At 68.7% G+C, this 21,565-nt stretch carries 21 protein-coding genes and 1 tRNA gene; 4 read left to right on the top strand and 18 right to left on the bottom strand.

What is annotated here, in order from left to right:
* Positions 1-624: 624 nt before the first annotated feature.
* The 11 genes from AC4GY7_RS03645 to AC4GY7_RS03595 all read right to left on the bottom strand — a co-directional run bounded on the left by AC4GY7_RS03645 (position 625) and on the right by AC4GY7_RS03595 (position 10,343).
* Positions 625-969, bottom strand: coding sequence for a hypothetical protein (locus AC4GY7_RS03645; protein ID WP_491112039.1), 345 nt, complete (start codon positions 967-969; stop codon positions 625-627).
* Positions 966-3,629, bottom strand: a complete 2,664-nt coding sequence (locus AC4GY7_RS03640; protein WP_491112038.1) for an SGNH/GDSL hydrolase family protein — start codon at positions 3,627-3,629, stop codon at positions 966-968. Before AC4GY7_RS03640 ends, AC4GY7_RS03645 begins: the two co-directional genes overlap by 4 nt.
* Positions 3,629-3,985, bottom strand: coding sequence for a hypothetical protein (locus AC4GY7_RS03635; RefSeq protein ID WP_491112037.1), 357 nt, complete (start codon positions 3,983-3,985; stop codon positions 3,629-3,631). The genes AC4GY7_RS03640 and AC4GY7_RS03635 overlap by 1 nt, the downstream gene beginning before the upstream one ends.
* Before the next feature lie 23 nt (positions 3,986-4,008).
* Entirely contained in the window at positions 4,009-4,425 is a 417-nt protein-coding gene (locus AC4GY7_RS03630; protein WP_491112036.1) for a hypothetical protein, read from the bottom strand.
* Between the two features lie 108 nt (positions 4,426-4,533).
* Positions 4,534-4,848 (bottom strand): hypothetical protein, encoded by a 315-nt coding sequence (locus AC4GY7_RS03625; protein ID WP_491112035.1) that lies wholly within the window; start codon positions 4,846-4,848, stop codon positions 4,534-4,536.
* A gap of 31 nt (positions 4,849-4,879) precedes the next feature.
* Positions 4,880-5,500 carry a glycosyl hydrolase 108 family protein gene (locus AC4GY7_RS03620; RefSeq protein WP_491112034.1) on the bottom strand — a complete coding sequence of 207 codons (621 nt, stop codon included), beginning with the start codon at positions 5,498-5,500 and terminating at the stop codon, positions 4,880-4,882.
* Between the two features lie 239 nt (positions 5,501-5,739).
* Positions 5,740-6,150, bottom strand: a complete 411-nt coding sequence (locus tag AC4GY7_RS03615) for a hypothetical protein (protein WP_491112033.1) — start codon at positions 6,148-6,150, stop codon at positions 5,740-5,742.
* Positions 6,150-6,308, bottom strand: coding sequence for a hypothetical protein (locus AC4GY7_RS03610; RefSeq protein ID WP_491112032.1), 159 nt, complete (start codon positions 6,306-6,308; stop codon positions 6,150-6,152). Before AC4GY7_RS03610 ends, AC4GY7_RS03615 begins: the two co-directional genes overlap by 1 nt.
* Positions 6,305-7,552, bottom strand: coding sequence for a glycosyl hydrolase family 28-related protein (locus AC4GY7_RS03605; RefSeq protein ID WP_491112031.1), 1,248 nt, complete (start codon positions 7,550-7,552; stop codon positions 6,305-6,307). Before AC4GY7_RS03605 ends, AC4GY7_RS03610 begins: the two co-directional genes overlap by 4 nt.
* A 63-nt stretch (positions 7,553-7,615) precedes the next feature.
* Positions 7,616-9,814, bottom strand: coding sequence for a Hint domain-containing protein (locus AC4GY7_RS03600; protein WP_491112030.1), 2,199 nt, complete (start codon positions 9,812-9,814; stop codon positions 7,616-7,618).
* Positions 9,711-10,343, bottom strand: coding sequence for a head-tail joining protein (locus AC4GY7_RS03595; protein WP_491112029.1), 633 nt, complete (start codon positions 10,341-10,343; stop codon positions 9,711-9,713). Before AC4GY7_RS03595 ends, AC4GY7_RS03600 begins: the two co-directional genes overlap by 104 nt.
* Here AC4GY7_RS03595 and AC4GY7_RS03590 point away from each other — a divergent pair.
* On the top strand, positions 10,342-11,046 hold the full coding sequence (locus AC4GY7_RS03590; RefSeq protein ID WP_491112028.1) for a tyrosine-type recombinase/integrase: 705 nt from the start codon (positions 10,342-10,344) through the stop codon (positions 11,044-11,046). The two genes, AC4GY7_RS03595 and AC4GY7_RS03590, sit on opposite strands and share 2 nt — an antisense overlap.
* A 10-nt stretch (positions 11,047-11,056) precedes the next feature.
* On the opposite strand, the gene AC4GY7_RS03585 is transcribed toward AC4GY7_RS03590, so the two are convergent.
* Positions 11,057-11,132: transfer RNA gene (locus AC4GY7_RS03585), tRNA-Glu, on the bottom strand.
* A gap of 93 nt (positions 11,133-11,225) precedes the next feature.
* Entirely contained in the window at positions 11,226-12,599 is a 1,374-nt protein-coding gene (locus AC4GY7_RS03580) for a class II 3-deoxy-7-phosphoheptulonate synthase (protein ID WP_491112027.1), read from the bottom strand.
* A gap of 235 nt (positions 12,600-12,834) precedes the next feature.
* On the opposite strand from AC4GY7_RS03580, the gene AC4GY7_RS03575 reads away from it, so the two are divergent.
* Entirely contained in the window at positions 12,835-13,827 is a 993-nt protein-coding gene (locus tag AC4GY7_RS03575; protein ID WP_491112026.1) for a M48 family metallopeptidase, read from the top strand.
* Positions 13,828-14,178: 351 nt separating this feature from the next.
* Here the strand turns inward: AC4GY7_RS03575 and AC4GY7_RS03570 are convergent, their stop codons facing one another.
* The 5 genes from AC4GY7_RS03570 to AC4GY7_RS03550 form a co-directional block, all read right to left on the bottom strand.
* On the bottom strand, positions 14,179-15,117 hold the full coding sequence (locus tag AC4GY7_RS03570) for a D-2-hydroxyacid dehydrogenase (protein WP_491112025.1): 939 nt from the start codon (positions 15,115-15,117) through the stop codon (positions 14,179-14,181).
* Complete coding sequence (cysS, locus tag AC4GY7_RS03565) at positions 15,114-16,541, bottom strand: cysteine--tRNA ligase (RefSeq protein WP_491112024.1); 1,428 nt, start codon at positions 16,539-16,541, stop codon at positions 15,114-15,116. The genes AC4GY7_RS03570 and cysS overlap by 4 nt, the downstream gene beginning before the upstream one ends.
* Positions 16,542-16,607: 66 nt before the next feature.
* Entirely contained in the window at positions 16,608-17,531 is a 924-nt protein-coding gene (locus AC4GY7_RS03560) for an intradiol ring-cleavage dioxygenase (protein WP_491112023.1), read from the bottom strand.
* Between the two features lie 101 nt (positions 17,532-17,632).
* Positions 17,633-18,145: a DUF2141 domain-containing protein gene (locus AC4GY7_RS03555; protein WP_491112022.1), complete on the bottom strand. Its 513-nt coding sequence runs from the start codon at positions 18,143-18,145 to the stop codon at positions 17,633-17,635.
* 39 nt (positions 18,146-18,184) lie between these two features.
* Positions 18,185-19,672: a hypothetical protein gene (locus AC4GY7_RS03550; protein ID WP_491112021.1), complete on the bottom strand. Its 1,488-nt coding sequence runs from the start codon at positions 19,670-19,672 to the stop codon at positions 18,185-18,187.
* Between the two features lie 198 nt (positions 19,673-19,870).
* Between AC4GY7_RS03550 and AC4GY7_RS03545 the strand changes: the two genes are divergently transcribed.
* Together AC4GY7_RS03545 and AC4GY7_RS03540 are read left to right on the top strand one after the other, a co-directional pair.
* Entirely contained in the window at positions 19,871-20,785 is a 915-nt protein-coding gene (locus AC4GY7_RS03545; protein ID WP_491112020.1) for a glycosyltransferase family 2 protein, read from the top strand.
* Complete coding sequence (locus tag AC4GY7_RS03540) at positions 20,760-21,563, top strand: ChbG/HpnK family deacetylase (RefSeq protein ID WP_491112019.1); 804 nt, start codon at positions 20,760-20,762, stop codon at positions 21,561-21,563. The genes AC4GY7_RS03545 and AC4GY7_RS03540 overlap by 26 nt, the downstream gene beginning before the upstream one ends.
* The last annotated feature ends 2 nt before the right edge of the window (positions 21,564-21,565 follow it).

Here is a 21,565-nt window from a genome sequence, read left to right as displayed (position 1 = left end):
ACGCCTTTCAGGCATCCTCTCCTAAAACTCTACAGGGTCGCTCACGCGGCCCTTTTTTTTGGGACATCGCCAACGGCTGCGCCTATAAGGCAGCGTCACTGTCGCAAGTTCGACATCTCCCTTCCGTGACACCAAGAACTCGGGTCGCTTCGGCGGCCCTCCTTTTTGTCACCGTCAGGCCAGCGTTAACCTGCTGTCGACCATCTTGCCGATAGCGCAGCCTGATGAGATGCACAGATAGCGCCGAGGCAACGTATGCCGTGGTCAAGTGACGAGGATGCCGAACTTCGCAGGGGCTACTTGGCCGGCGAAAATCTAGACGACATCGCACGCGGCATGGGACGGACAAGGCGCTCGATCGAAAACCGTATATCCACCTTGGGCATACATCGTGGTCATGCAAAGAGGCAGACGGTCAATAGACAGTCCAAAATGCTCGCCGCAGAGTATCGCAAATATATGAATCACTCGTGCTTCGCTAGTTGAGCGTCCTCGGCGTCAAGCGAAACAGTGCGAAAAGCCCAGTTCCGCGAGGTCGCTCGCCGCTTCATTGATGGCGACGAGAGGCTGGCGATCTGGCGGCTGAGGTCCGGCCGGGGCTAAGCGCCTTGCGGCCGCCAATCGTCAGCCGGCCGAGGTCCAGCGCATGCCGATGCCATGCACCATGACGAAGGGCGGCCGGTGCCCGCGAGCTTCGATCAACCGCCGCGCCCGCGACGCCAGGGTGTGGATCAGCTTCTGCGGGGCGTCACCGTCGTAGCCGAGGCGCCCGGCGATGGCGTCATAGGTCAGCGTCCGGCCGCGCGCGAGCATGACGCCGCCCAGGATCTCGCGCATTTGGGGCGGACAGGGCAGCGCCTCCCCGGCGACCTCAAAGGTGGTCGTTGATGGATCGTAGCGAAACGGTCCATCAACGATCGGTTGATCCCGCTCCAGGCTGTAGCCGCAGCTGGGGCAGATGCAGGTCATGCCGACTTCTCGAAGAGCATCGTGACCATGAAGGTGTCGTTGGCCGCCGTGCCAGCGATGTTGACGGAGCCAGTGCTCGTGCGGACGGCCGAGAAGTAATTGTAGCTCGTGGGGTCGTCGTTGCGGCCAAGGACCGTTGTCGCGGCGCCTCCAGTCGCGTTGACCGGGCCTTGGCCGAGCGCCAGCAGAGCGCCGTTCGTCGGCACGGTGGCCGATGCGCTCGACATGTTCTGCCGGCTGGCGACGGGCTGGATGTCGACAGACACGGGGTCGCGCTTGGTCCCAGTGACGGCCATCATCTGGAACGAGCCCCCGCCGATCGAGCCGCCGCCTGCGAAGGACAGCACGACCGGGGCAGCGGCAACATCCGCACTGCTAACCGCCGACCAGCATTCGAGGTTCGACCCGCGGGCGACCAGCTTGGCAGTGACGCCGTTGATCGTTACGCCGGTCAATTGCGTGGCGACGCCATCATAGCGGGCGAGGAAGAAGTTCAGCCCGGCCCGGATATCAAAGCCGCCCGGCACGGTGTACGGGCTCGACTTGCTACCGAACACGTACTTACCGGCGATATGGGTCGCTGTGATCGATCCGTTGTCGCCCACGCCGTAAGGCTTGCCGACCGAGATGGTGAGCGGCTTCGTATTCGGGTTCTTGGCTGCATCCGTCGCCTTGGCCGATACGCTATAGGATGGCTTGTCTGCGTAGCTGGCGTTCGCATTGCCGATCAGCTGCAAGGTATAACTCGGGTGAACCGCCTCGATGTTAGCCGTTCCGCCTGCTCCATAGGTTTTGACGATCTCGAACAGCGCGGCGTCGGTGCCGATGAGTTCCCACTTGCCGATATACTCGTTGGCAGTCAGCGGGATCTGGATTGGCGCGCCATCGATTGCCGGTATCGAAGCAGATGTCGTGATCGTCGGCGCGATGATGTCCGCAAGCGCCGCGTCCAGATCGGCGCCGAGCGCGCGCTCGCCGGCGTTGCTTGGGTGGACGTAATCGCCCGAGTTGAAGCCCTCCCGGATAGCGACGAAGCGTCCGTTGGCATCTTCGGAGGCGATCTCCTGAATGGCCTCCCAAATCGGACGGCGATCATTGACGGAGGTCGAGACGTTCTCCGGCAGCTGGCCGACATGAATGTATGGAACACTGGCGGCGCCGGGAACGCGGGACCGAACATCGGCGACGGCAGCGGCCTTGCGCGCCTTGAAGGTCGCCTTGTCCATGCCTCCATCATTGGTGCCAAGGATTTCCACGATCGCCACGACTTTGCTCGTCGCGTCGACAGCCTTGGCTCCGTTGATCGCGGCGAGCGCCTTGGTGACGAACTCTTCGTGGTAGGTCCCGCCGACCGACCAAGCGTTATTGTTGTACCCAGAGCCATTCCAGCCGTTCAGCACGACGAGCACCCGGCGCCCCGTGCGGGCGGTATAGGCCGCTGCCATGTTGTTGATCGGAGAATAGGGATTGGGGTTGGGCTGGGATTCCTGCGGGGTTCCGCTGTCGAGCGGCGTTATGTCCGTGCTGATGCCGGCTGGTGCGCGAGTGCGCCACTGGCTGACGCCTGCAACGTCCGTGTCCTGCGTCTCGGCGTTGGATACGTTGTTGCTGATGCTGTCGCCACGCACGAGGATGATGTCGTAGGGGTTGGAAGCGGCGACCGTCGGCGCGTATGTCAGCGATCCAGGCGCAAGCAGCCCAAGACCGATGCTGGTCACCCCTGGCTGGATGCTGGGGCTGTAGATGGTAGCGCCAGACGCTTTCATGCCCGGCCCAACGGTGGCCGCGCCAGGTAGCACAGACGGCGCGTAGAAGCTGGCGGCCGATGCGAGAGCCACTGGAGCGACCGTCGCGGCACCCGGCTGGAGCGCAGGCGCGTAGAGGATGGCGCCCGAGGCCGGCGCAGGCGCGATGACGGTGACGGCGCCCGTCACCAGCACGGGCGACGGCGTCACGACATTCGAGCCGAGCGCGGCCGGCTGGATCAGGCCAGCAGCGAGGCTCTGCACGGTTGGCGCGTAGAACGCGGCCGTCGAGGCGAGCAGCAGCGCCTGGATCGTCACGGCTGCCGGCTGGACGGCTGGCGGATAGTTGGCTGACCCAGTGCCAAGGAACGGCGCCTGGATCGTGCCGGCCGGAACGCTCTGGACCGCAGGCGAATAGGTTGTGGCGAGGGATGCCAGCAGCGAGGGCTGCAGCGACACGGCAGCGGGCTGCACCACGGGCGGGTAGACCAGCGCGGTGGCGCCGAGGGCGGGTGGCAGGATCGCTCCCGCGGCCGGCGCCTGCACGACGGGGGCATATATGGCGGCACCGCTCATCAGGGTCGCAGGCGCAATTGCCACGCCGCCCGGCGTCACCGATGGCGCGCGGACGAGCGACGTCGGCAACAGGACGGGCGGCAGGATCGCCGACCCGGCCGGAACGACGCGCGGCGAATAGGCGGTAGCTCTGGCCGCGAGAGCGGCAGGGGCGACGGCGACCAGCCCCGCGAGCAGCGAGGGAACATAGGCCCCGGCGCCGCTCGGCAGGCACGCCGGGCGGATCGTCAGCCGCCCCACGCCTTCGTCACGCGGGACCGGCAGCAAGACGGCCGTCAGCCCCGGCGCGACGGAAAGGATCGCCACGCCGGTGACACGGCTGACCTCGATGATGCGCATCAGGCCTCCGAGACGGGAGCGGTTACAGGGGTGATGACCGGCAGCCTGACCTTCACGCCGACCCACTCGTCAGGATCCAGGTCAACGCGTGCGAGGTCCACCAGCGCCACCTTCGTTCGGCTCAGGACGCGGCCGGTCACCTCCGCCGGGATCACGAGGTCGACCGTTTGATCGTCTACCCGCGTGATGCCGCCGTTTTCCGTGGTGAGCGTCCCAGCGATAGGACCGCCATCGTATGGCCGCACCTGCGCACGCAGCTGGCAGCCGAGGGGGAACACAGGTTCCTCCCCGGTCACCTGCATGCGCGTGCGATAGACGTAGCCCGCCGCGACCGGCGGCACGATCTGTACGACCATAGATGCGTCCTTTCGCCGCAAGGTCAGAGCGAGAAGATCCCGGCCGGGTCCCAGGAGGCCACGATGTTGCCGCCGTTCGGCGTGACCGGCAGGCCCGTCGCCGTGTCGATGAAGTAGATCAGCTGCGACGTTCCGGCCGTGCCGGTGTCGAGGTAGAGGACGATCGCCTCTTCCTTGTCGGTGGTGCCGGCGGCGCCGGCCGGAACCGAGGTGAAGAGCGCATCATCCGCGTCGAACACGCCGTTGACGACCGTCTTGTTCGCCAGGGTGGCGGCAGTGCCGTAGCGGGCAGCGGTCGGGATATCGGACAGGAAGCTGTGGGTGTCCGAATAGGTATAGGCGCTGGTGTCGACCAGCTGCGCCTTCACCGTACCGGTGACCAGGTTCACGCCTGCCGTCAGGAGAGCCTGCTTGTATTTGGGGTAGAGCTTGTTCGCCATGGGGCGGGTCCTTTCAGAAGGTGAGCAGGAGGATGAGGCCGATCGCCGCCCAGACCGGCAGCGACACGGCCGTGCCGGAGATCAGGCCGGCGATCGGGTGGCGGGGCATCAGCTGGCGGTGACCGCCTCGACGGTGGCGGTGGCGGCCTCCGCCTGCTTCAGCGCGGCGACGCGCTCGGCAGCCGTGGCCGCGGTGCGGGCGGCGAGCAGCGCGCGCTCCGCCAGCGCCATCGCCAGCCGCACTCGCGCGGCGCGCTCCGGCGACAGGAACGGCAGGATCATCTCGACGGCCGGCGCGATGCGGTCGTAGGCCTCCTGGGCCCGCTGGACCTGCGGCGCGATCTGGCCGGCCGTCGGCATGGTTGCGCAGCTGGCGAGCGTCAGCGATGCCGCGGCGAGTGCCGCGACCAGTACCTTCTTCATGGTCGTCTCCTGTTGTGAAATCGGGCCGCGATCAGGCGGCGAACCGGCCCCACCATCCGCCGGCATCTCCTGGCGTGAAGTAGCGTGACCGGTTGTCCCAACCCTTCTCGTACTTCGCGTTCACCGGCCGGGTGCCGATGATCTGCTCGTAGAAGGCGTCGCGGATCGTCCACCAAGCGCCAGCAACGAAGGTTTCGCCCTGCGCCTTTATGAGGCTGGCATAAGCCCCCGCAGTAACCGCGCCGAGCTTACCGTCGTCCAGAACATCCAGCATGCGCTGCAGCAGCTTGATCGCCTGCTCAGGACCGGCACCCCAGCCGAAGTCGAGGATCGACGCCGTCACCCTGTTCCATGGCAGGAGGGAGATGCGTGGGTTTTCATAGTAGCGGATCAGCGCCATGTCGGCCGCCTCTGCGATCGTCAGCGCCCGCATTACCGATCGCGTGATCTGGGCGATGGGGACGCCGCGGTGGGCAGCGAGAGCGGCTGGCGTTACGCCGTGGTTCGATCCGACCAGCACGCCGATGTTCTGCTTGGCTCCGGTCCAGTTGCCGTTGTCAGTCGGATCGAGCGAGTGCGTCTTGTTGGGATCGGTGGACTGCCCATCCTCCCAGCGGAAGATGAAGTCGCGCGCGAAGGCGGCAGGCGTCATCGGCATGATGATCCTTTCGGTTGATCTATGTCAGGAGTGGTGCGATCTAAGTTCGCAGATCGCGCCAGCCGCTCGGCAGCGATCCGGCGCCGGCCGGTGGGTCAAACCCGGTCGGCGCTGTTCTTCTCAGGACAGATTGCGACGCACGGCTGCGAGGCGTATCTTCGCCAAGGCCGTGTTTTCCTCCAGTCTCACGGCCCGCGCCTCGCGTTCGGCCTGGTCGGTTGTCGCGAGGCGCGTCAGCCCGCTTTGTCGATCTCTCGCAGTGTGGCCGTCATCTCAGGCGGCACGGCGGGCTTTCCGGGCAGAGCGGCATCCAAGGCGTCGATCGCGCTCTGCCCGCGGCGCTTGAAGAAGCTGATGATGCCCGCGCCAATCGCACCAGCCGTGCCCCCCGTGCCGAGCGCTGCGAAGAGGTCGACCTGATGCTCGGCGATCCACACCGCAGTGACCAGCATCGCCAGCCCTGTGACGATCGCGTCGAGCAGCCAGCGCTTCGGACCCGGCGTGTCGAGCGTAATGAAAAGCCGGATCATGAGGCAGGCGAGCAGCCCGACGATCATGCTCCCGGCAGGAAAGTGGTAGCCAAGGAAGGACCAAACGACAGGCACCGTCACCCCCGGCGCCGTGGAGATTGCCCCCGCCTTCATCAGCGCAGGCTCACAGCCGCAGTCGCCATCAAAAGGCTGACGATCAGGATCAGCACGGGGCGGCGCAGCTGGGGCCAGCGGGACCACATATCAACCGGCAGCGGCGCCTTGCGCAGCTGGAATTCGACCATGGGCTCGGCGAGGATGTGGAGCGTCATCCAGAGGAAGCCGCAGCCGACCGACAGGGGGTCTGCACCTTGCCGCCGTTCAGGATGATGCCACCGCCGCAGTTCAGGAACAGGTACGGGCGGCCGAGGCATCCGATGTTCTCGGTGTCCTTGTGTCGGAAGTCCGGGGCGGTGACGGTGACGTTGTGGCCGGCCATGCCCGTCGTCTGGCACCCGATGCGCAGGTCGTTGAAGTGGACGCCTCGCGCCTTTACCGCGATCGTTGCATTCGGATCTGCGCGGATCAGCTGCGCGCCGGCGCCCCATAGACGCTGGTAGGCCGTGGTGATCTGTAGAGCCCGGTGAAGGTACTGCCCCCATGGGAAGAACGCATCGGTCACGCCCGAATCCAGCATGGCCTGGATCGCGGCCGTGTCGTCGGTCACGCCGTCGCCCTTGGCGCCGAAGTCCTTCGCGCTGACCAGGTCGCGCGCCTTCGCGAGCGCTGTCCGTGCGACTGCGGTTGGCTGTGCCGACTTGAACCCGACCCGCGACGATCCGTCACTTGCGGATAAGCCTGCGGGAGTGACCGCGCGGCCGATCTCGGTCGATCCGCCGGAAGTTCGCCGATAGTAGATGACGTTCCCGGCCCCGTCATCGGTTGCGAAGGCCTGATTGGCGATGCTTGCGGCCTCACCCGCTGCCCGGCTCGTGAAGTAGCGCGCTGCTCCCTGCGCCGCCCCGGCGGAGAGATCGGCGCGGCCCTGTGCCGCCTCGGCGCGATCCTGCGCGTTGGTGGCGCGATCGACCTGGGCAGCGACGAGGTTCGCACCGTCAATAGTCACCTCGCTGATCTCGTCGCCGAAGGTCAGCGATGCGCCCGCGCGCATGCCCGACGTCGACGAGAAGCTGCGCGACCACGCCTGCGGCCGATTGGCCGGAGCATAGTCCGCTCCGGTGACGCCATCGCCGGTGATCGTGAACTCGCCGCGGGCAATGCGTTGCTTGCGGCCGGCGAGGACCAGCTGGCAGTCCCACAGCAGTTCGGTCGCGCTACCGAGCTCGCCGGCATAGGGCAGGCCTTCCATGGTCGTCTCGTTGATGACGAGCTCAACGTGGCTGATCGGCAGGCCGTCGACGGTCTCGACGCTGACCAGGCGCAGGCCCTCGGCGTTGCCGTTCGTGACCGTCTGGAGGTCGACCAGCGGCGCGCCCGGCGTGTCTCCGGCGAGGCGCACCTGCGCGCGCATGGCGATGCCGGTGAGGTCCAGTCCCCGGATGTAGATCTGGCGCACGCACGCGCCGTATCGATCCGCCTCGATCGGCAGATACGCGACATTCGACATCGATGTCTCCGGTCAGGCGTCGGGATCGATCGAGGGATCGGCCGACTTGATGTTGTGGCTGAGGATGCCGTTCGACACGTAGGTGTGGGCGCCGGTGACGGTGATCTTCACAATCTGCAGCGTCCCCGGGACGCGCGACGCGCCGGGAAGATCGCGGATCGTCACCCACTGGCCAACGTAGACGCGGTGGTCGCCGGTCGCCCGGAGCACCTTCCCGCCGACGGTCGCCGTCCACACATCGTCGCTGTCGGCGATCTCGACCGCCTCGACAGGGTAGAAGCCCCAGCCGAGCGTCGTCTCGTGCCGCGTCCAGACGCGATCACCGACGACGATCTCGCCGGCCGGCTTCTCGCTCATGTCCGCCATGAGGATCGGCGTGTCGACCGTCGGGCAGCGGCCGCCGGGCGGCGTCGCCCCGCCACCGCTGGATGGCGGGGATCCTGCTGTCGGGATGATCGCATAGCCCAGGTAGTGCCGGCCGGGATGCTCCGGCGCCGCGCGGGCGTCGATGTCGTCCTCCTGGAGCAGATACGTCACCGCGCCTCCCAGGCGATCGGCGTCATCATAGCCGAGGGCTCGGAAGCTGCCCGACGTCAATCCAGTGGCAAGGACGGTGCCGGTGACTGCAACGTCGGCATGACCGTCAGTGTAGCGACGGACATGGTTGCTGATCGTGATCGAGCCGTCGGCCGCCGCAGTGATCGCCAGACCGAACGGGAAGGACGTGGCGATGGCGAGTTGCAGCGCCGCGGTGTCCTCGACCGGCGCCGCCACGCCGTCCAACGCCTCGGTCGAGCGCAGCGCCGGAATGGGTGGCGCCACGCCAGTCCGCCCGAGAGCGAACGCATGCTTCTCCGGCGTCTCGCCCGACAGGACGAACTTCCACGCCATGCGCTCCGGCATCGGCAACTTCTTCAGGATCACGCACGGCTGCTTGACCAGCCCCTCCTCGGGCAGGTCGACGATCAGCAGGTCGCCCGGCCCGTAGCGACGCAGGCGCGGCTTCACGACGAGCTCGATCTCGCCGAGCTCGCGCCGGTCGAGCAGTTCATAGGCGCACAGCTGCGCCGCCTGATCCTTGTCCTGGACGAGGTTGTACTGGCGCTCCTCGCGCTTGACCTCACCGTCGATCGCAACCTGCGTGGCGATGCTGACCGGCGTAGTCGAAGCGACATATTCCCACTTGTGGTCACGCGAGCGATACTTCGGGATGAGCGTGTTCAGCCGCTCCTCCCAGCCCAGCCCCGAGGCGACCACCGTCTCGTCGTCGGCGAGGTCGGCCGCGGTGATCGTGTCGAGAGCGATCCGCGGCGCGCTGATCTTGAGGCCGAGCCGCCCGTTCCGCCAGCACGGCGTCGCGCCGCCCGCGGCCAGCATGTCCTTCAGGTTCTGCCACCGGGTGGAGGTCGAGCCGATCGCCGGCTCGAAGACCACCCCGCCAGCCTTCCAGCCGTTGGCGTCGCAGACGTTCGCGAGCCGGACGAAGTCCTCGACGATCACCGCATCGATCGGCAGGCCGATGCCGCCGACCTTCTGATAAGTGGATCCGCCGACACGCGGGTCGCGATGCCATGCGCCCAGCGCGTACTTCAGCGCGTTGAGCCCAGGACACGCCGTATAGGTCCACGTCGCCCGCGCCGCGTCATGGGCCGCCGTGCTGTGGGGCGCGGCCCAGCGCTGACCACCGGCGCCGCCAGCGTAGGTCGCATCCTGCCGCGGATCCCATGCCTTCTGACCCCGCCAGATCGCGCCGAGCTGCGGCACACCGGAGGCGAACACCTTGCCCTTCTTGTCGAACAGCAACGACCAGGCGATGGCCGCATAGCCCGACAGGCGGTAGTCGGCACCCCAGCCCGGTGCGCCCGCCCAGCGGGGCGTCAGCGCGGAGGGCTCGGGCACGGCGCCCAACTGCCGTGCTGCCCACAGGAAGCCACCGGCATAGCCCGTCGCGGCCCCGCCGCCCGGCGGGATGCCGAGAGATACGAAGTCGGCCTGACAGTCGACCAGCGCCTCGACCGGCCCGGCGCCCGAATAGACGTCGACGATCAGCGCATAGGGATTGGGTACCTTGTCGATCGTCGGGCCGTAACCGACCTGCTGCTCGCGGCTACCGCCGTAATAGGTCTCGCCGATGAGCCAGGGCATCGGCTGGTCGGAACCCACGGTGATGCCGTTCACCGAGCCGCGCGCCGGAGGGGCCTTGCTCGACATCGCAATGCCAGACGCCCTTCGCGTCCAGCAGCGGCTTGCCCGTGACTTCGTACATGCCGACGTTGGGACCGGCTTCGATGTAGAAGGTGTAGCCCACCTCGACCTCGTCCACTTCCCAGCTACGAATGCGCGCGACGCTGACGTTTTCGACCAACCGGACCCGACCGAAGCCCTGCTCCTCGTCGCGCCCCTTGAAGCGAACGCGGATCGTCTGCGAGCGATCGATCAGCCAGTCCATTTCGGTGAGCGTATCGAGCATCAGCTTCTCGGCCGCCGCCATGTTGTAGACGCGGCAATCGAGATAGTGGTTCTGCCGGCCCGCCATGACGATCCAGCGGCGATCCGGCACGCCGTGGACCATGCGGACGTCGATCGTCTCGGCGGTCGCCTGTTCAAACCAGTCGGCGGGCGTGTCCTTCGACAGATGCACCCGGCCGACCGGCACGACCTCGGGCGTGGCGCTGTCGGTCGACGCATTGAAGGCCTCCATCGTGGCGCGGAGGAAGGCCAACGCGTGGTTGAGCGTCATGCGCGCGCTGCTCGCCTACGCCACCCGTCTCGACATGCGCGCCGACAACCCGGCGTCCGGGATCAAGCGGCTGGAGCTCGGCGAGCATGAGCCATGGCCCGCCGACCTGCTGCGGGTCGCGCTGGAGGAGGCCACGCCCATGACCCGCCTCGCGATCGTCACCGGCCTGTGCTCAGGACAACGCGTGAGCGACTGCATCAGGATGCAGTACGGCTGGATCGAGGGCGGCATCATGGAGTTCGCCCAGAAGAAGACGGGCAAGGACGTCGCGGTGCCGATGCACCCCTTCTGGCTCGACGAACTGAAGAAGCTGCCCCGCCGATCGACGACGCTGCTCTACGAGCGCAGCGGCGCGCCGTTCAACACGACCGGCGCCATCCAGGCGCGCCTGCGGGATCTCATGGCCATGGAGGCGGTCCGCGAGGTCCACGCGGACCTAGTCGCGCGCGAGGTGATCGCGGCCGATGCGACCTTCTCGTTCCACGGCCTGCGCAAGAACGCCTGCTGTTACCTGTTGGAGCTCGGGCTCAGCGACACCGAAGTCGGCTCGATCCTGGGCATGTCGAGCGAGATGGTGCGGCACTACGGCAAGCGTGCACGGGCGCTGATGATCGCCCGTGGCGCGGCCCAGCGGGTGACCGGGGGCAAAATCGTTCCGATTGCGGGGGCAACCGCTTCACGCCGCCCAACCAAAAATGGCTGATTTCTGCGGCTGGTGACCCCTACGGGACTCGAACCCGTGTTTTCGCCGTGAGAGGGCGACGTCCTAGACCGCTAGACGAAGGGGCCGTGTGCGGTGGAGGGGCGCGTCTAGGCGTGGGGGCGGGGGGCGTCAAGCGTCTTTCTCGACGCCCCTTGCATCAGGCCCGGATGGCCGCGTGTTCAGGCGGCGGCCTTGCGGCGCTCCGCCATCTCGGCGTTGAGCATTTCGGCCAGCAGGAAAGCCATCTCCAGGCTCTGGCCAGCGTTCAGGCGGGGGTCGCAGTGCGTGTGGTAGCGATCTGCCAGGCTCTGTTCGGTCACGTCGATCGCGCCGCCGGTGCATTCGGTGACGTTCTGCCCGGTCATCTCGGCATGGATGCCGCCGGCGTGGGTGTTTTCGGCGCGGTGGACGGCGAAGAAGTCGCGAACCTCTGCGAGGATGCGGTCGAATGGGCGGGTTTTGTAGCCGGTGACGGCCTTTACCGTGTTGCCGTGCATCGGATCGCAGCTCCACACCACCGGATGCCCCTCACGCGTCACGGCGCGGACGAGGCGGGGGAGGTGGGCGGCGATCTTGTCATAGCCGTAGCGGGTGATGAGCGTCATGCGACCCGGCACGCGCCCCGGATTGAGCGTGTCGAGCATGCGGAGCAGCGCATCGGGATCGAGGCTGGGCCCGCATTTCACGCCGATCGGATTGCCGATCCCGCGCAGGAACTCGACATGCGCCGACCCTTCGAAGCGGGTCCGGTCGCCGATCCAGAGGAAATGCGCGCTGGTGTCGTACCAGTCGCCGGTCAGCGAATCCTGCCGGGTCAGAGCCTGTTCGAACGGCAGCAGCAAGGCTTCGTGGCTGGTGTAGAAATGGGTCTGCGCCAGCTGCGGCACGGTTTCGGGATCGATGCCGCACGCCGCCATGAATTCGAGCGCCTCGCCGATGCGGTCGGCGGTTTCGGCATATTTGCGGCTCCACGGGCTGCGGCCCATGAAATCGTGCGTCCAGCGGTGCACCTGGTGGAGATTGGCATACCCCCCTTGCGCGAAGGCGCGCAGCAGGTTGAGCGTCGCGGCGCCCTGCGAATAGGCGCGGATCATCCGCTGCGGATCGGGGATGCGGCTTTCCGGAGTGAAGGCGATGTCGTTGACGTTGTCGCCGCGATAGCTCGGCAGCTCGACGCCATCGATCGTCTCGGTCGGCGCCGAACGCGGCTTGGCGAACTGGCCCGCCATGCGCCCCAGCTTCACCACCGGCAGCTTGGACGCCCAGGTGAGCACCACCGCCATCTGGAGGATGACGCGGAAGGTATCGCGGATGTTGTTGGCGCTGTGCTCGGCAAAGCTTTCGGCGCAATCGCCGCCCTGCAACAGGAAGCCGCGCCCGGCCGCGACCTCGGCAAGTTCCGCGGTGAGGTTGCGCGCCTCGCCGGCGAAGACGAGCGGCGGAAAGGCGGCGAGCTGGTCGGTCGCGCGGGTCAGCGCGGCGGCATCGGGATAATCGGGCAGCTGGCGGGCTTCGGCCTTGGTCCAGCTGTCGGGGGCCCAGTTCGCGGCCATGTTCGTTTCGTCCTTCGGCATTGCAACGCTGCGCGACATGCGCCCAAAACGGCCTTTACGCAATGAAGGAACGCTTGGGGGCGGCGAACACGGGCACGGGGGCGGCGGGCGCGGAGGCGGTGGTGAGCGCTTGCGGGCCGAGGCGCGCAGGAGGATCGCTCCGGTGCGATGAAATAGCGCGGGCGAGGGGCCGCGTCGCTTTTCCGCGGGAGCGTCCCGGCATAGAAGGCGGCGCATGACCTCTTGTTTTCGTGTGTTCGCTGCGCTGGCCCTTGTGCTGGCGCCCGTGCCGGTGGCGGCGCAGCAGGATGCGGCGGCGACCTTTGCCGCGTTGCGCGATGTCGATGGGCGGATGGCGGCGATCGCCTATCGGCTGACCACCGCCAATGCCGCATTGTGCCGGCGGCTGGCGCCGACGCCGGGGTGGGCGATCCATGCGCTGGGGCAGTACGATCCGGCGTTGCGCGAGCAGGCGCGGCGCAGCTTCGGGTTCGAGACGCCGATCGCGGTGGAGGCGGTGGTGCCGGGATCGCCCGCCGCCGCCGCGGGGGTGCGGCCCGGCGATTCGATCGTCGGCGTCGACGGGGCGACGCTGGACGGCGCGGCGCCGGGCAAGGACACGAGCAGCGCCGCGCGCGATGCGGCGGTGGAGGTGGTCGCCGGCCTGCCGGCGGCGCAGCCGCTGGCGGTGACGCTGCTGCGCGACGGGCAAAGGCGGTCGGTGCGCATCGCCGCCTCGCCGGGTTGCCGCAGCGCGTTCGAGGTGCTGCTGGGGCCGAAGATGGAGGCCTCCGCCGATGGCCGCATCGTGCAGATCGGCGTGCGCTTCTTCGAACGTTATACCGATGACGAGGTGGCGGTGGTGGTGGCGCATGAGATGGCGCACAACATCCTGCGGCACCGCGAGCGGCTGGACGCGGCGGGGGTGAAGCGCGGCCTGCTGGCGGAGGTGGGGCGCAACGGCCGCCTGTTCCGGCTGACCGAGGATCAGGCGGACCTGCTCGGCCTGTATCTGCTGCGCAATGCCGGCTACGATCCGCAGATCGCGGTGCGCTTCTGGCGCGCGCATGGCGGCGATGTGGATGGCGGCCTGTTCCGCAGCCGCACGCATCCGTCTTCGGCGGCGCGGGCGAAGGCGCTGGAGGCGGAGATCGCGCGGATCCCGGCGGATGCGCCGCGGCCTTATGTGCCGGGGATCGTGGCGGAGGCGGAGCGGCCGCTGGAGTAGAGGGGGGCGCTTCGTGATCCTGTCGTGTCCTCCCTCATGTCCGATCGACATCCAATCTTCCCCCTGGCGGGGGGATTGGATGTCGGTTGGTGCTGGAGCGCTGAGCTTTGCACCTGATCCGTTTGCCCTGAGCCTGTCGAAGGGCGGGCTGCCACGGACAGTACGCTTGTGGCACGGTGCCCTTCGACAGGCTCAGGGCGAACGGAGACAGGGTGATCTGAGTTTATCGTTCGATGCGCTGGTCCGGTATGGCGTAGGACCAACAAGTCTCACCTGTGCTTCGACAGGCTCGGCACGAACGGTTCGGGCAGGTGTCCTAGTGATCGAGTTGCCAGGATGGACGCAGCCGCCTTAATACCCCGCGTCGAGGTCGGCGACGTTGCGCATCGGGCGGCCGGCGACGAAGGCGGCGAGATTGTCGAGGAAGAGCGCGGCGCCGCGCTGGAACATGCGGGTCTGGCTGCGGCCGGACAGGTGCATGGAGATCATGCAATTGGGGGCGGTCCACAGCGGATGGCCGGGAGGCAGCGGCTCGGGGTCGGTGGGGTCGAGGAAGGCGCCGGCGATGCTGCCGTCGGCCAGCGCCGCGAGCAGTGCGGCTTCGTCGATCATGTCGCCGCGCGCCACGTTGATGAGCCAGGCTGAGCGGCGCATCGCGGCGAATTCGGCGGCGCCGATCAGCGCCCGCGTCGCTGCGGTCGAGGGCGCGGCGAGCACCACCCAGTCGAACTCGCCGAGCCGCGGCGGCCAGGCGTCGGGCGTCAGCGTGCCGTCGCGGCCCGAGCGGGTGACGCCGGTCACCGCCACCCCGAAGGCGGCGAGGCGTTCGCCGATGAGCCGGCCGATCGTGCCATGGCCGATCACCAGCGCGGCGGTGTCGGCGAGTTCGACCTTGCCCGGCGCATCCTTCAGCCAGTCCTGCCGGTCGGCGGCGCGCACGACCGTGTCGAAGCGCTTGGCGGCGGCGAGCATGCCGAGCACGGCATATTCGGCGACTGCGACGGCGTTGATCCCCACGCCGTTGGTCAGCGTGACGCCGCGGGTCCGCAGCAGGTCGAGCGGAAAGGCGTCCAGGCCGGCATAGATGGTCGACACCCATTTGAGGCGCGGGCCGCTGGCGCGGATCGCCTCCTCGGTCAGTCGGGTCGGCTGCATGTCGACCCAGGCGATCTCGGCATCGGCGATCATCGCCTTCGCCTCGTCGGGGGAGGTGAACCACAGCGGCTCGATCCCCGCCGGCAACCCCGGCTCGATCAGGGCGCGGGCGATGGCGGGAAGAACCGCCTTCACGGCGCGACCTTCCAGTCCCAGCCGAGCGGATCGCCGTCCATCACCTCGACGCCGAGGGCGGCGAGTTCGTCGCGGATCGCATCCGAGCGGGGGAAGTCCTTGGCGGCGCGTGCCTCGCGCCGTTCGGCAAGGCGGGCGGCGATGCCGGCTTCGTCGATGCCGGCGCTCGCCGGGCGGACGCGCAGGTCCTCGCGCGCGAGGGTGAGCAGGCCGAGGCCGAGGACGGCATCGAAATCGTCCAGCGCGGCAAGGCGGTCCTGCGGGGCGATGCGCTTGTCGGCGAGCAGTTCGTCGAGCACCGGCAGCGCCTTTGGCGTGGCGAGATCGTCCGACAGCGCCGCATCGAGGCGTTCGCGATAGGGCGAGGCAGCGGCGCTGCCCTTGCCCTCGCCCCGCGCGCGCAGCGCCGCGACGGTCTGGACGAGGCGCTTCAGCCGGGTCTGCGCGGCGGCGAGATTGTCCCAGGAAAATTCCAGTTCGCTGCGGTAATGCGCCTGGAGGCACATCAGGCGATAGGCGAGGGGATGGAAGCCGCGCTCGACCAGCGCGGGCAGCGTCAGGAACCCGCCCGCCGACTTGGACATCTTGCCGCCGCGGTCGACGACGAAATTGTTGTGCATCCAGAGCGTGGCGCCGCTGTCCGCGCTGCCGCTGAACGCCTGGTTCTGGGCGATTTCGTTGGGATGGTGGATTTCGCGGTGGTCGATGCCGCCGGTGTGGATGTCGAAATGCGCGCCGAGATACCGGCGGCTCATCACCGAACATTCGAGGTGCCAGCCCGGCGCGCCGCGGCCCCAGGGGCTGTCCCATTCCATCTGGCGGTGCTCGCCGGGGGCGCTGGTGCGCCAGATGGCGAAATCGGCCGGATTGCGCTTGCCCTCGACCGCCTCGATCCGGCCCTCCGCCGGGCCATCCTCGCGCACCCCGGCGAGCCGGCCATAATCGGGGACGGTCGCGGTGTCGAAATAGAGGCCGTCGGGCAGGCGGTAGCAATGCTTGTCCGCGATCGCTTCGCCAAAGGCGATCATGCCTTCGACATGGTCAGTGGCGAGCGGGAAATGGGCGGGGTCGCGGACGTTGAGGTGCTTGAGATCGGACTTGAACGCCTGTGTGTAATGGTCTGCGATCGCCCAGATATCGCGGCCGCTCGCCTTGGCCGCCGCCTCCATCTTGTCGTCGCCGGCGTCGGCGTCGCTGGTGAGGTGGCCGACGTCGGTGATGTTGATGACGTGGGTGAGGCCATAGCCTTTCCACGTCAGCATCCGGCCGAGCGTGTCGGTGAAGAGATAGGCGCGCAGATTGCCGATGTGCGCATAGTGATAGACGGTGGGGCCGCACGAATAGACGCGCACATCGGCGGGATCGGCGGGGGCGAACAGCTCGAGGCTGCGCGTCAGGCTGTTGTAGAGCGTCGGCGGCGTCATGGCCTGGGCCTTTAGCCCGAGCCGCACGACGCCGCCAAGTGCGCGCTGGCGCGCGGGCCAATGGCTTTACCGCGCCAGGCCGATCACCGCCGTGCCGGTGTAGCCCGCCGACGGGCTGCCGGTGAGCGTCGGCGTCTGCTGCGCGATCTGCGCGGCGGTGTTGTCGCCGAAGACGTTGTCGCTCGCCAGGGTGATGCGGGCGAGGTTGGTGGCGCTGGCAGGATAGGCGGTGGTGTCGGCGTAAACCGCGCTGCACACGGCGGCGGGCAAGGCCAGCTGCGAGACGAGGCTGGCGTAGCGGCCGCTGGTGGCGGTCGACAGGCTGGAGAACACCTCGAAATGGATGTGCGGCCAGCGGCCGGAATAGCAGCCGGGCACGATCAGGGTGAAGGTCACCTGGCCGTTGGCATCGGTGACCTGGATGCCGCGCAGGTAGCTTTCCGCGGCGGCGGTGTAGAGCGAGTAATTGCCCGACCGGTCGCAGCACCAGATGTAGACGGCATAGCCCGCGAGCGGCGCGCAGGTGGCGTTGACGTTGACCACGGTGAGGGTCAGCGTCAGCGCGACGCCGGTGGCGACGGTGGTGGTCGAGAGGAAGCTCGACCGGATGTCGCTGCGCACGATGCCGGTGGCGGTGAGCGCGTTGCTGGTCGAACCCGAGGAGGTGTTGGTGCCGTCGGCGGGGTAGGGGCCGTTGGTCTCGGTGGGATCGACGATGCAGGTGCCGGCCGCGGCGGTCGCGGTGGGGCTGGGCGTCGGCGTGGCGGTGGCGGTCGGCGTGGGGGTGGCCGTGCCGCTGCCGCTGACCACCGCGACGCTGCCGCTCGCATCCGATCCGCTGCCGCCGCAGCCGGCGACGAGGGCGGCGGTGCCGGCGCCGGCGAACCATTGCAGGGCACGGCGGCGTGCGACCTGGGCGTGGAGCAGCGGCAGGTCCTCGGCCAGGCTATGGCCGTGGGGCGGGGCGGTATCGTGATGGTCGTGGGGCATGAGCGCGTTCTCCCGGAAACGTGCCCCGATCCTGGCGCCATTGCTTTGCCGCGATATGTCCGCGCACGGCGTTCATGTTGCCGTCATGTTGCGGCGGTCGATCATTCGGGCGCGAAACCGCGCAGGCCGCGCAGATATTGCAGGCGGATGGTGACCGGGGTGACGCCGCCGCCCGCCTCGATCACCGCCTGTTCGACGCGGGGCCGGGCGCGGCCGATCGCGCGGTCGGCGGGGAAGCCGGCGCCGTCGCTCCAGAAGGAGAATTTGTCCTTGCCGGTGCGGTTGTGGCGGACGAGCAGCGCATAGCGGCCGGCGCGCGGCAGGCGGATGCAGGTGGCGACCGGGCCGGCCGGGGGCAGTGCGAAGCGGATGCGGCGGAAGGTCTTGCCCTCCTGCGCCAGGCTGGTGTCGTCGCGCAGGAAATCGGCCTCGGTGGCGGGGTAGAGCTCGATCCAGAGTTGGCCGCGGCGATCCTTCAGGCCCTGTACGTCGATCGCCACCGCAGGGCCGTGGCCGGGCCGGCAGGCGGCGGCATCCTCGCCCAGCGTCTGGGCGGGCGCGGCGGCGGGCAGGAGGAGGAGGGCGGCGGCGGCAGGCGCGATGCGGCGGATCATGCTGGTGAGACGATGCGGACGGCGGCGATCCGCAGTGCCTCACCGGCGCCGCGGCAGGTCGCGGCGCAGATAGACCAGTAGGTGCGCATCCTCGCGCGGGGCGGCGAGCACCCGGCGATAGTCGCGGGCGAGGGCGGCGGTCATCATCGCCTGCGTCTGCGGGTTCCAGGGGGCCATGGGTTCGTCCATCGTGACGATGACGGGCGGCCGGCCGGCGAGGATGCGTCCGACCTCCGCCACCTCGTCCGCGCCGGAGGCACCGCGTTCCGGCTCGTAGGCGAGGGTGGAGGGAAAGGCGTAGGCGGTGGGAATGCAGGCGCCAGCGAGATGGTAGAGGATGGCGTCGCCCGCGAAGACATAGGGGCAGCCGCCCCGGTCGTTGGCGCGCATCACCTGCGCCACGGCGCGGGCCGAGGCGGCGTCGGTGGGGACGAAGGCGACGCGGGCGGCGAACAGGATCAGCCCATAGCCGATCAGCGCCACCGCTGCGCCGCGTCGCCCGGAGAGCGCCGGGGCGGCGATCATGGCGAGCGGGACCAGGAGCGGCAGGGCGTAATGATCGAAGAAGGCGCCGATCATCGCAAAGGCGATCAGCGCCGCCGCCAGCCAGCCGTAGGCGATGAGGGTTTTGGGCAGGCGCGGCCGCTGGCGCCAGGTCAGCACGGCGCAGACGGCGAAGGGCAGCAATTGCGCCGAGGTGCCCGCCAGCCGGCCGGCGATCTTGGCGGCGGGATAGCCCTTGCGCAGCGCGATCGACCCGAAGTTCGAGAACCAGAAGGCGTCGAACACCTCCGGTCCGCGTCGCCAGTAATCCATGGCGATCGCCGCCGTCGGCAGCACGCCGAGCAGCGCCCATAGCAAGGCCGCCGCGGCGATGCTCCCGAGCCCCGCGCCCGCGCGCCGCAGGTAGACGAGATGGACGAGGCCGAAGAACGCGCCTTCCACGACCGGCGTATATTTGGTCTGGATGGCGAGGCCGGCGAGCAGGCAGGCGGCGGCGCCGTTGGCGACGATGCCGCGCCGGGCGCCCGCGGCGGCGAGTGCCGGCAGCCGCAGGGCGAGCACGCCGGCCGCCGCGACGAACAGGTTGTAGAAGACCGGCGACTGGCCGCCGCGGCCGCTGAGCAGCGACAGCCACAGGATATAGGCGGCACCGGCGACCAGGGCGCCGGTCCGGCTCGCGCCCAGCCGGATGCCGCCCGCCGCCACCAGCCACGCGGTGAGCGCCGCGCAGAGCGTCGCGACCAGCTGATAGGCGAGGATGCCGTCGCCGGGCAGCAGCCGGATGGCGGCGAAGATCAGGAACAGGCCGACCGGCTTCCTGTCCCACAGGTCGATATAGGGCAGGGCGCCGTGCAGCATGCGGTCGCCGACCAGCAGGTAATATTGTTCGTCGACATGGATGATCGGATTGCCGAAATCGCGGCAGCGCACCGCCACCGCCCAGGCGAGCAGCAGCAGCGCGGCTGGCCAGAGCGACGCCGTGCCGGTTGGCGCCCGCACGCGCCCGATCGTTCCGCTGGTCATGGGCGCTCCATAGGGCGGACGGGATTTGCGGTCATGATCGTAAATTTTTCCTGATCGAGGTGAGGATCGGCCGCGGTCGCATCGTCTTCCCCATGAGCATCGCAGCGCCCGGCGCGCGGCCGATGCGGTCCGCCGGGGAGGGTGGCCGCGTCGTGCAGCAGCGGCGGGGGCGGCGGCGCACGGATCACCGGGGGCGTTATGTATCTCATCACCGACCATGACCGATTGTCGCGCAGTGCCGCGGGATCCTCGATCGCGGCGCGGCGGCTGGACCGGCGGCCGACGCCGCTGTGGACGGTGCTGATCCCGTTCTTCAACGAGCGCGACTATCTGGCCGCGACGATCGCCAGCCTGGCGGCGCAGGACGTGCCGCTCATCATGATCCTGGTCGACAACGGATCGACCGACGGCAGTGCCGACGTGGCGCGTGCCGCGGTGAAGGCGCATGGGCTGGACGCGCTGGTCATCACCGAGCCGACGCCGGGCAAGGTCGCGGCGCTGCGGACCGGGCTCGGCTGGGTGCGGACGCGCTATGTCGCGACCTGCGACGCCGATACTGTGTACCCGCCGCATTACCTTGCCGCGGCGGAGCGGCTGCTGGAGCGGGACGGCTGCGTGGTCGCCGGCGCCTATTTCGTCGCGCCCGATGCGAGCCGCGCCGCCTGCGATGCCGAGGCGCGGCGCATCCTGTCGTCGGCGCGGGTGCTGCCGCGGCAATGCCATGCCGGCGGTGCCGGCCAGTGCTTCGCGGTGGAGGCGCTGCGCGCGGTCGGCGGCTTCGATCCGGCGATCTGGAACTATGTGTTGGAGGACCATGAGGTGATCCACCGCACGATGGCGCAGGGCACGATGCTCTACGCCGAGGATTTCTGGTGCACGCCGTCGCCGCGCGAGCGCGACCGCGATTCGATCCGCTGGACGCTCGCCGAGCGGCTGCTCTATTCGGCGACCGCGCCATGGGCGGGCGGCTGGTTCTTCTACCGCTTCCTCGCGCGCCGCCTCAACCGCCGCCGGTTGCAGAGCATCGGCATGCGCGAGCGCGCCTTCCAGCAGACCGATGACCAGCAGACCAACGAAAGGCCGGCCCTTGTCCCGTCTTATTCTGTGCGCTGACGATTTCGCCTTTTCGCGGGAGGTGAGCGAGACGATCGCGGAGCTGGCCGCGGCGGGCAAGCTGAACGCCACCAGCTGCATGACGCTGATGCCCGGCTGGGCGAGGGATGCCGAACTGCTGCGCGCGCTGCCGCCCGGTGTCGCAGTGGGATTGCACCTGACGCTCACCGGCGAACGGCCGCTGACCGCGATGCCGCGGTTCGCGCCCGATGGCATGATGCCGGAGATCGATCCGCTCGCGCGCCTCGCCGCGCGCCGCGAATTGCCGCTGGAGGAGATCGCGGGCGAGGTGGTGGCGCAGTTCGACGCCTTCGTCGCGGCGATGGGGCGGGCGCCCGACTTCGTCGATGGCCACCAGCATTCGCACGCGCTGCCCGGTATCCGCGATATCGTGTTGTTCGAAACCGCGAATCGCGCGCCCGATGCCTGGGTGCGCGATTGCGTCGACCGGTTGGGCGCGATGCTGGCGCGGCCCTTCGCCGGCAAGGCGATCGGCAGCGCCTATCATTCGCGCGGGCTGCGCCGGGCGGCGGCGCGCTATCGCCTGCGCTGCAACGACAGCTTTGCCGGCCACTATGATTTCGCGAGTGATTACCGTGCCTTGTTCCCCCGCTTCCTGCGGCGTGCGGCGGGCATGCACCTGGTGATGTGCCACCCCGGCGCCGGCGTGCGGTCCGGCGATGCGATCGCGGAGGCGCGCCCGCGCGAGGCCAATGCCTTGCGGAAATGGTCGATTGCCGACATGGCAGCGGCGGAAGGGCTGGCGTTTTCGGCCTGATA

The organism is Sphingomonas sp. SP5 (assembly GCF_058313455.1).
The sequence above is the reverse complement of the archived record's forward strand: the minus strand, read 5'-3'. Positions and strand labels throughout refer to the sequence as shown.

Bases quoted from the DNA above. Each gene is read 5' to 3' on its own strand.
- AC4GY7_RS03645 (WP_491112039.1), bottom strand. From the start codon at position 969: ATGACCTGCATCTGCCCCAGCTGCGGCTACAGCCTGGAGCGGGATCAA.
- AC4GY7_RS03640 (WP_491112038.1), bottom strand. From the start codon at position 3,629: ATGCGCATCATCGAGGTCAGCCGTGTCACCGGCGTGGCGATCCTTTCC.
- AC4GY7_RS03635 (WP_491112037.1), bottom strand. From the start codon at position 3,985: ATGGTCGTACAGATCGTGCCGCCGGTCGCGGCGGGCTACGTCTATCGC.
- AC4GY7_RS03630 (WP_491112036.1), bottom strand. From the start codon at position 4,425: ATGGCGAACAAGCTCTACCCCAAATACAAGCAGGCTCTCCTGACGGCA.
- AC4GY7_RS03625 (WP_491112035.1), bottom strand. From the start codon at position 4,848: ATGAAGAAGGTACTGGTCGCGGCACTCGCCGCGGCATCGCTGACGCTC.
- AC4GY7_RS03620 (WP_491112034.1), bottom strand. From the start codon at position 5,500: ATGACGCCTGCCGCCTTCGCGCGCGACTTCATCTTCCGCTGGGAGGAT.
- AC4GY7_RS03615 (WP_491112033.1), bottom strand. From the start codon at position 6,150: ATGAAGGCGGGGGCAATCTCCACGGCGCCGGGGGTGACGGTGCCTGTC.
- AC4GY7_RS03610 (WP_491112032.1), bottom strand. From the start codon at position 6,308: ATGACGCTCCACATCCTCGCCGAGCCCATGGTCGAATTCCAGCTGCGC.
- AC4GY7_RS03600 (WP_491112030.1), bottom strand. From the start codon at position 9,814: ATGTCGAGCAAGGCCCCTCCGGCGCGCGGCTCGGTGAACGGCATCACC.
- AC4GY7_RS03590 (WP_491112028.1), top strand. From the start codon at position 10,342: ATGCGCGCGCTGCTCGCCTACGCCACCCGTCTCGACATGCGCGCCGAC.
- AC4GY7_RS03595 (WP_491112029.1), bottom strand. From the start codon at position 10,343: ATGACGCTCAACCACGCGTTGGCCTTCCTCCGCGCCACGATGGAGGCC.
- AC4GY7_RS03580 (WP_491112027.1), bottom strand. From the start codon at position 12,599: ATGGCCGCGAACTGGGCCCCCGACAGCTGGACCAAGGCCGAAGCCCGC.
- AC4GY7_RS03575 (WP_491112026.1), top strand. From the start codon at position 12,835: ATGACCTCTTGTTTTCGTGTGTTCGCTGCGCTGGCCCTTGTGCTGGCG.
- cysS (WP_491112024.1), bottom strand. From the start codon at position 16,541: ATGACGCCGCCGACGCTCTACAACAGCCTGACGCGCAGCCTCGAGCTG.
- AC4GY7_RS03560 (WP_491112023.1), bottom strand. From the start codon at position 17,531: ATGCCCCACGACCATCACGATACCGCCCCGCCCCACGGCCATAGCCTG.
- AC4GY7_RS03555 (WP_491112022.1), bottom strand. From the start codon at position 18,145: ATGATCCGCCGCATCGCGCCTGCCGCCGCCGCCCTCCTCCTCCTGCCC.
- AC4GY7_RS03550 (WP_491112021.1), bottom strand. From the start codon at position 19,672: ATGACCAGCGGAACGATCGGGCGCGTGCGGGCGCCAACCGGCACGGCG.
- AC4GY7_RS03545 (WP_491112020.1), top strand. From the start codon at position 19,871: ATGTATCTCATCACCGACCATGACCGATTGTCGCGCAGTGCCGCGGGA.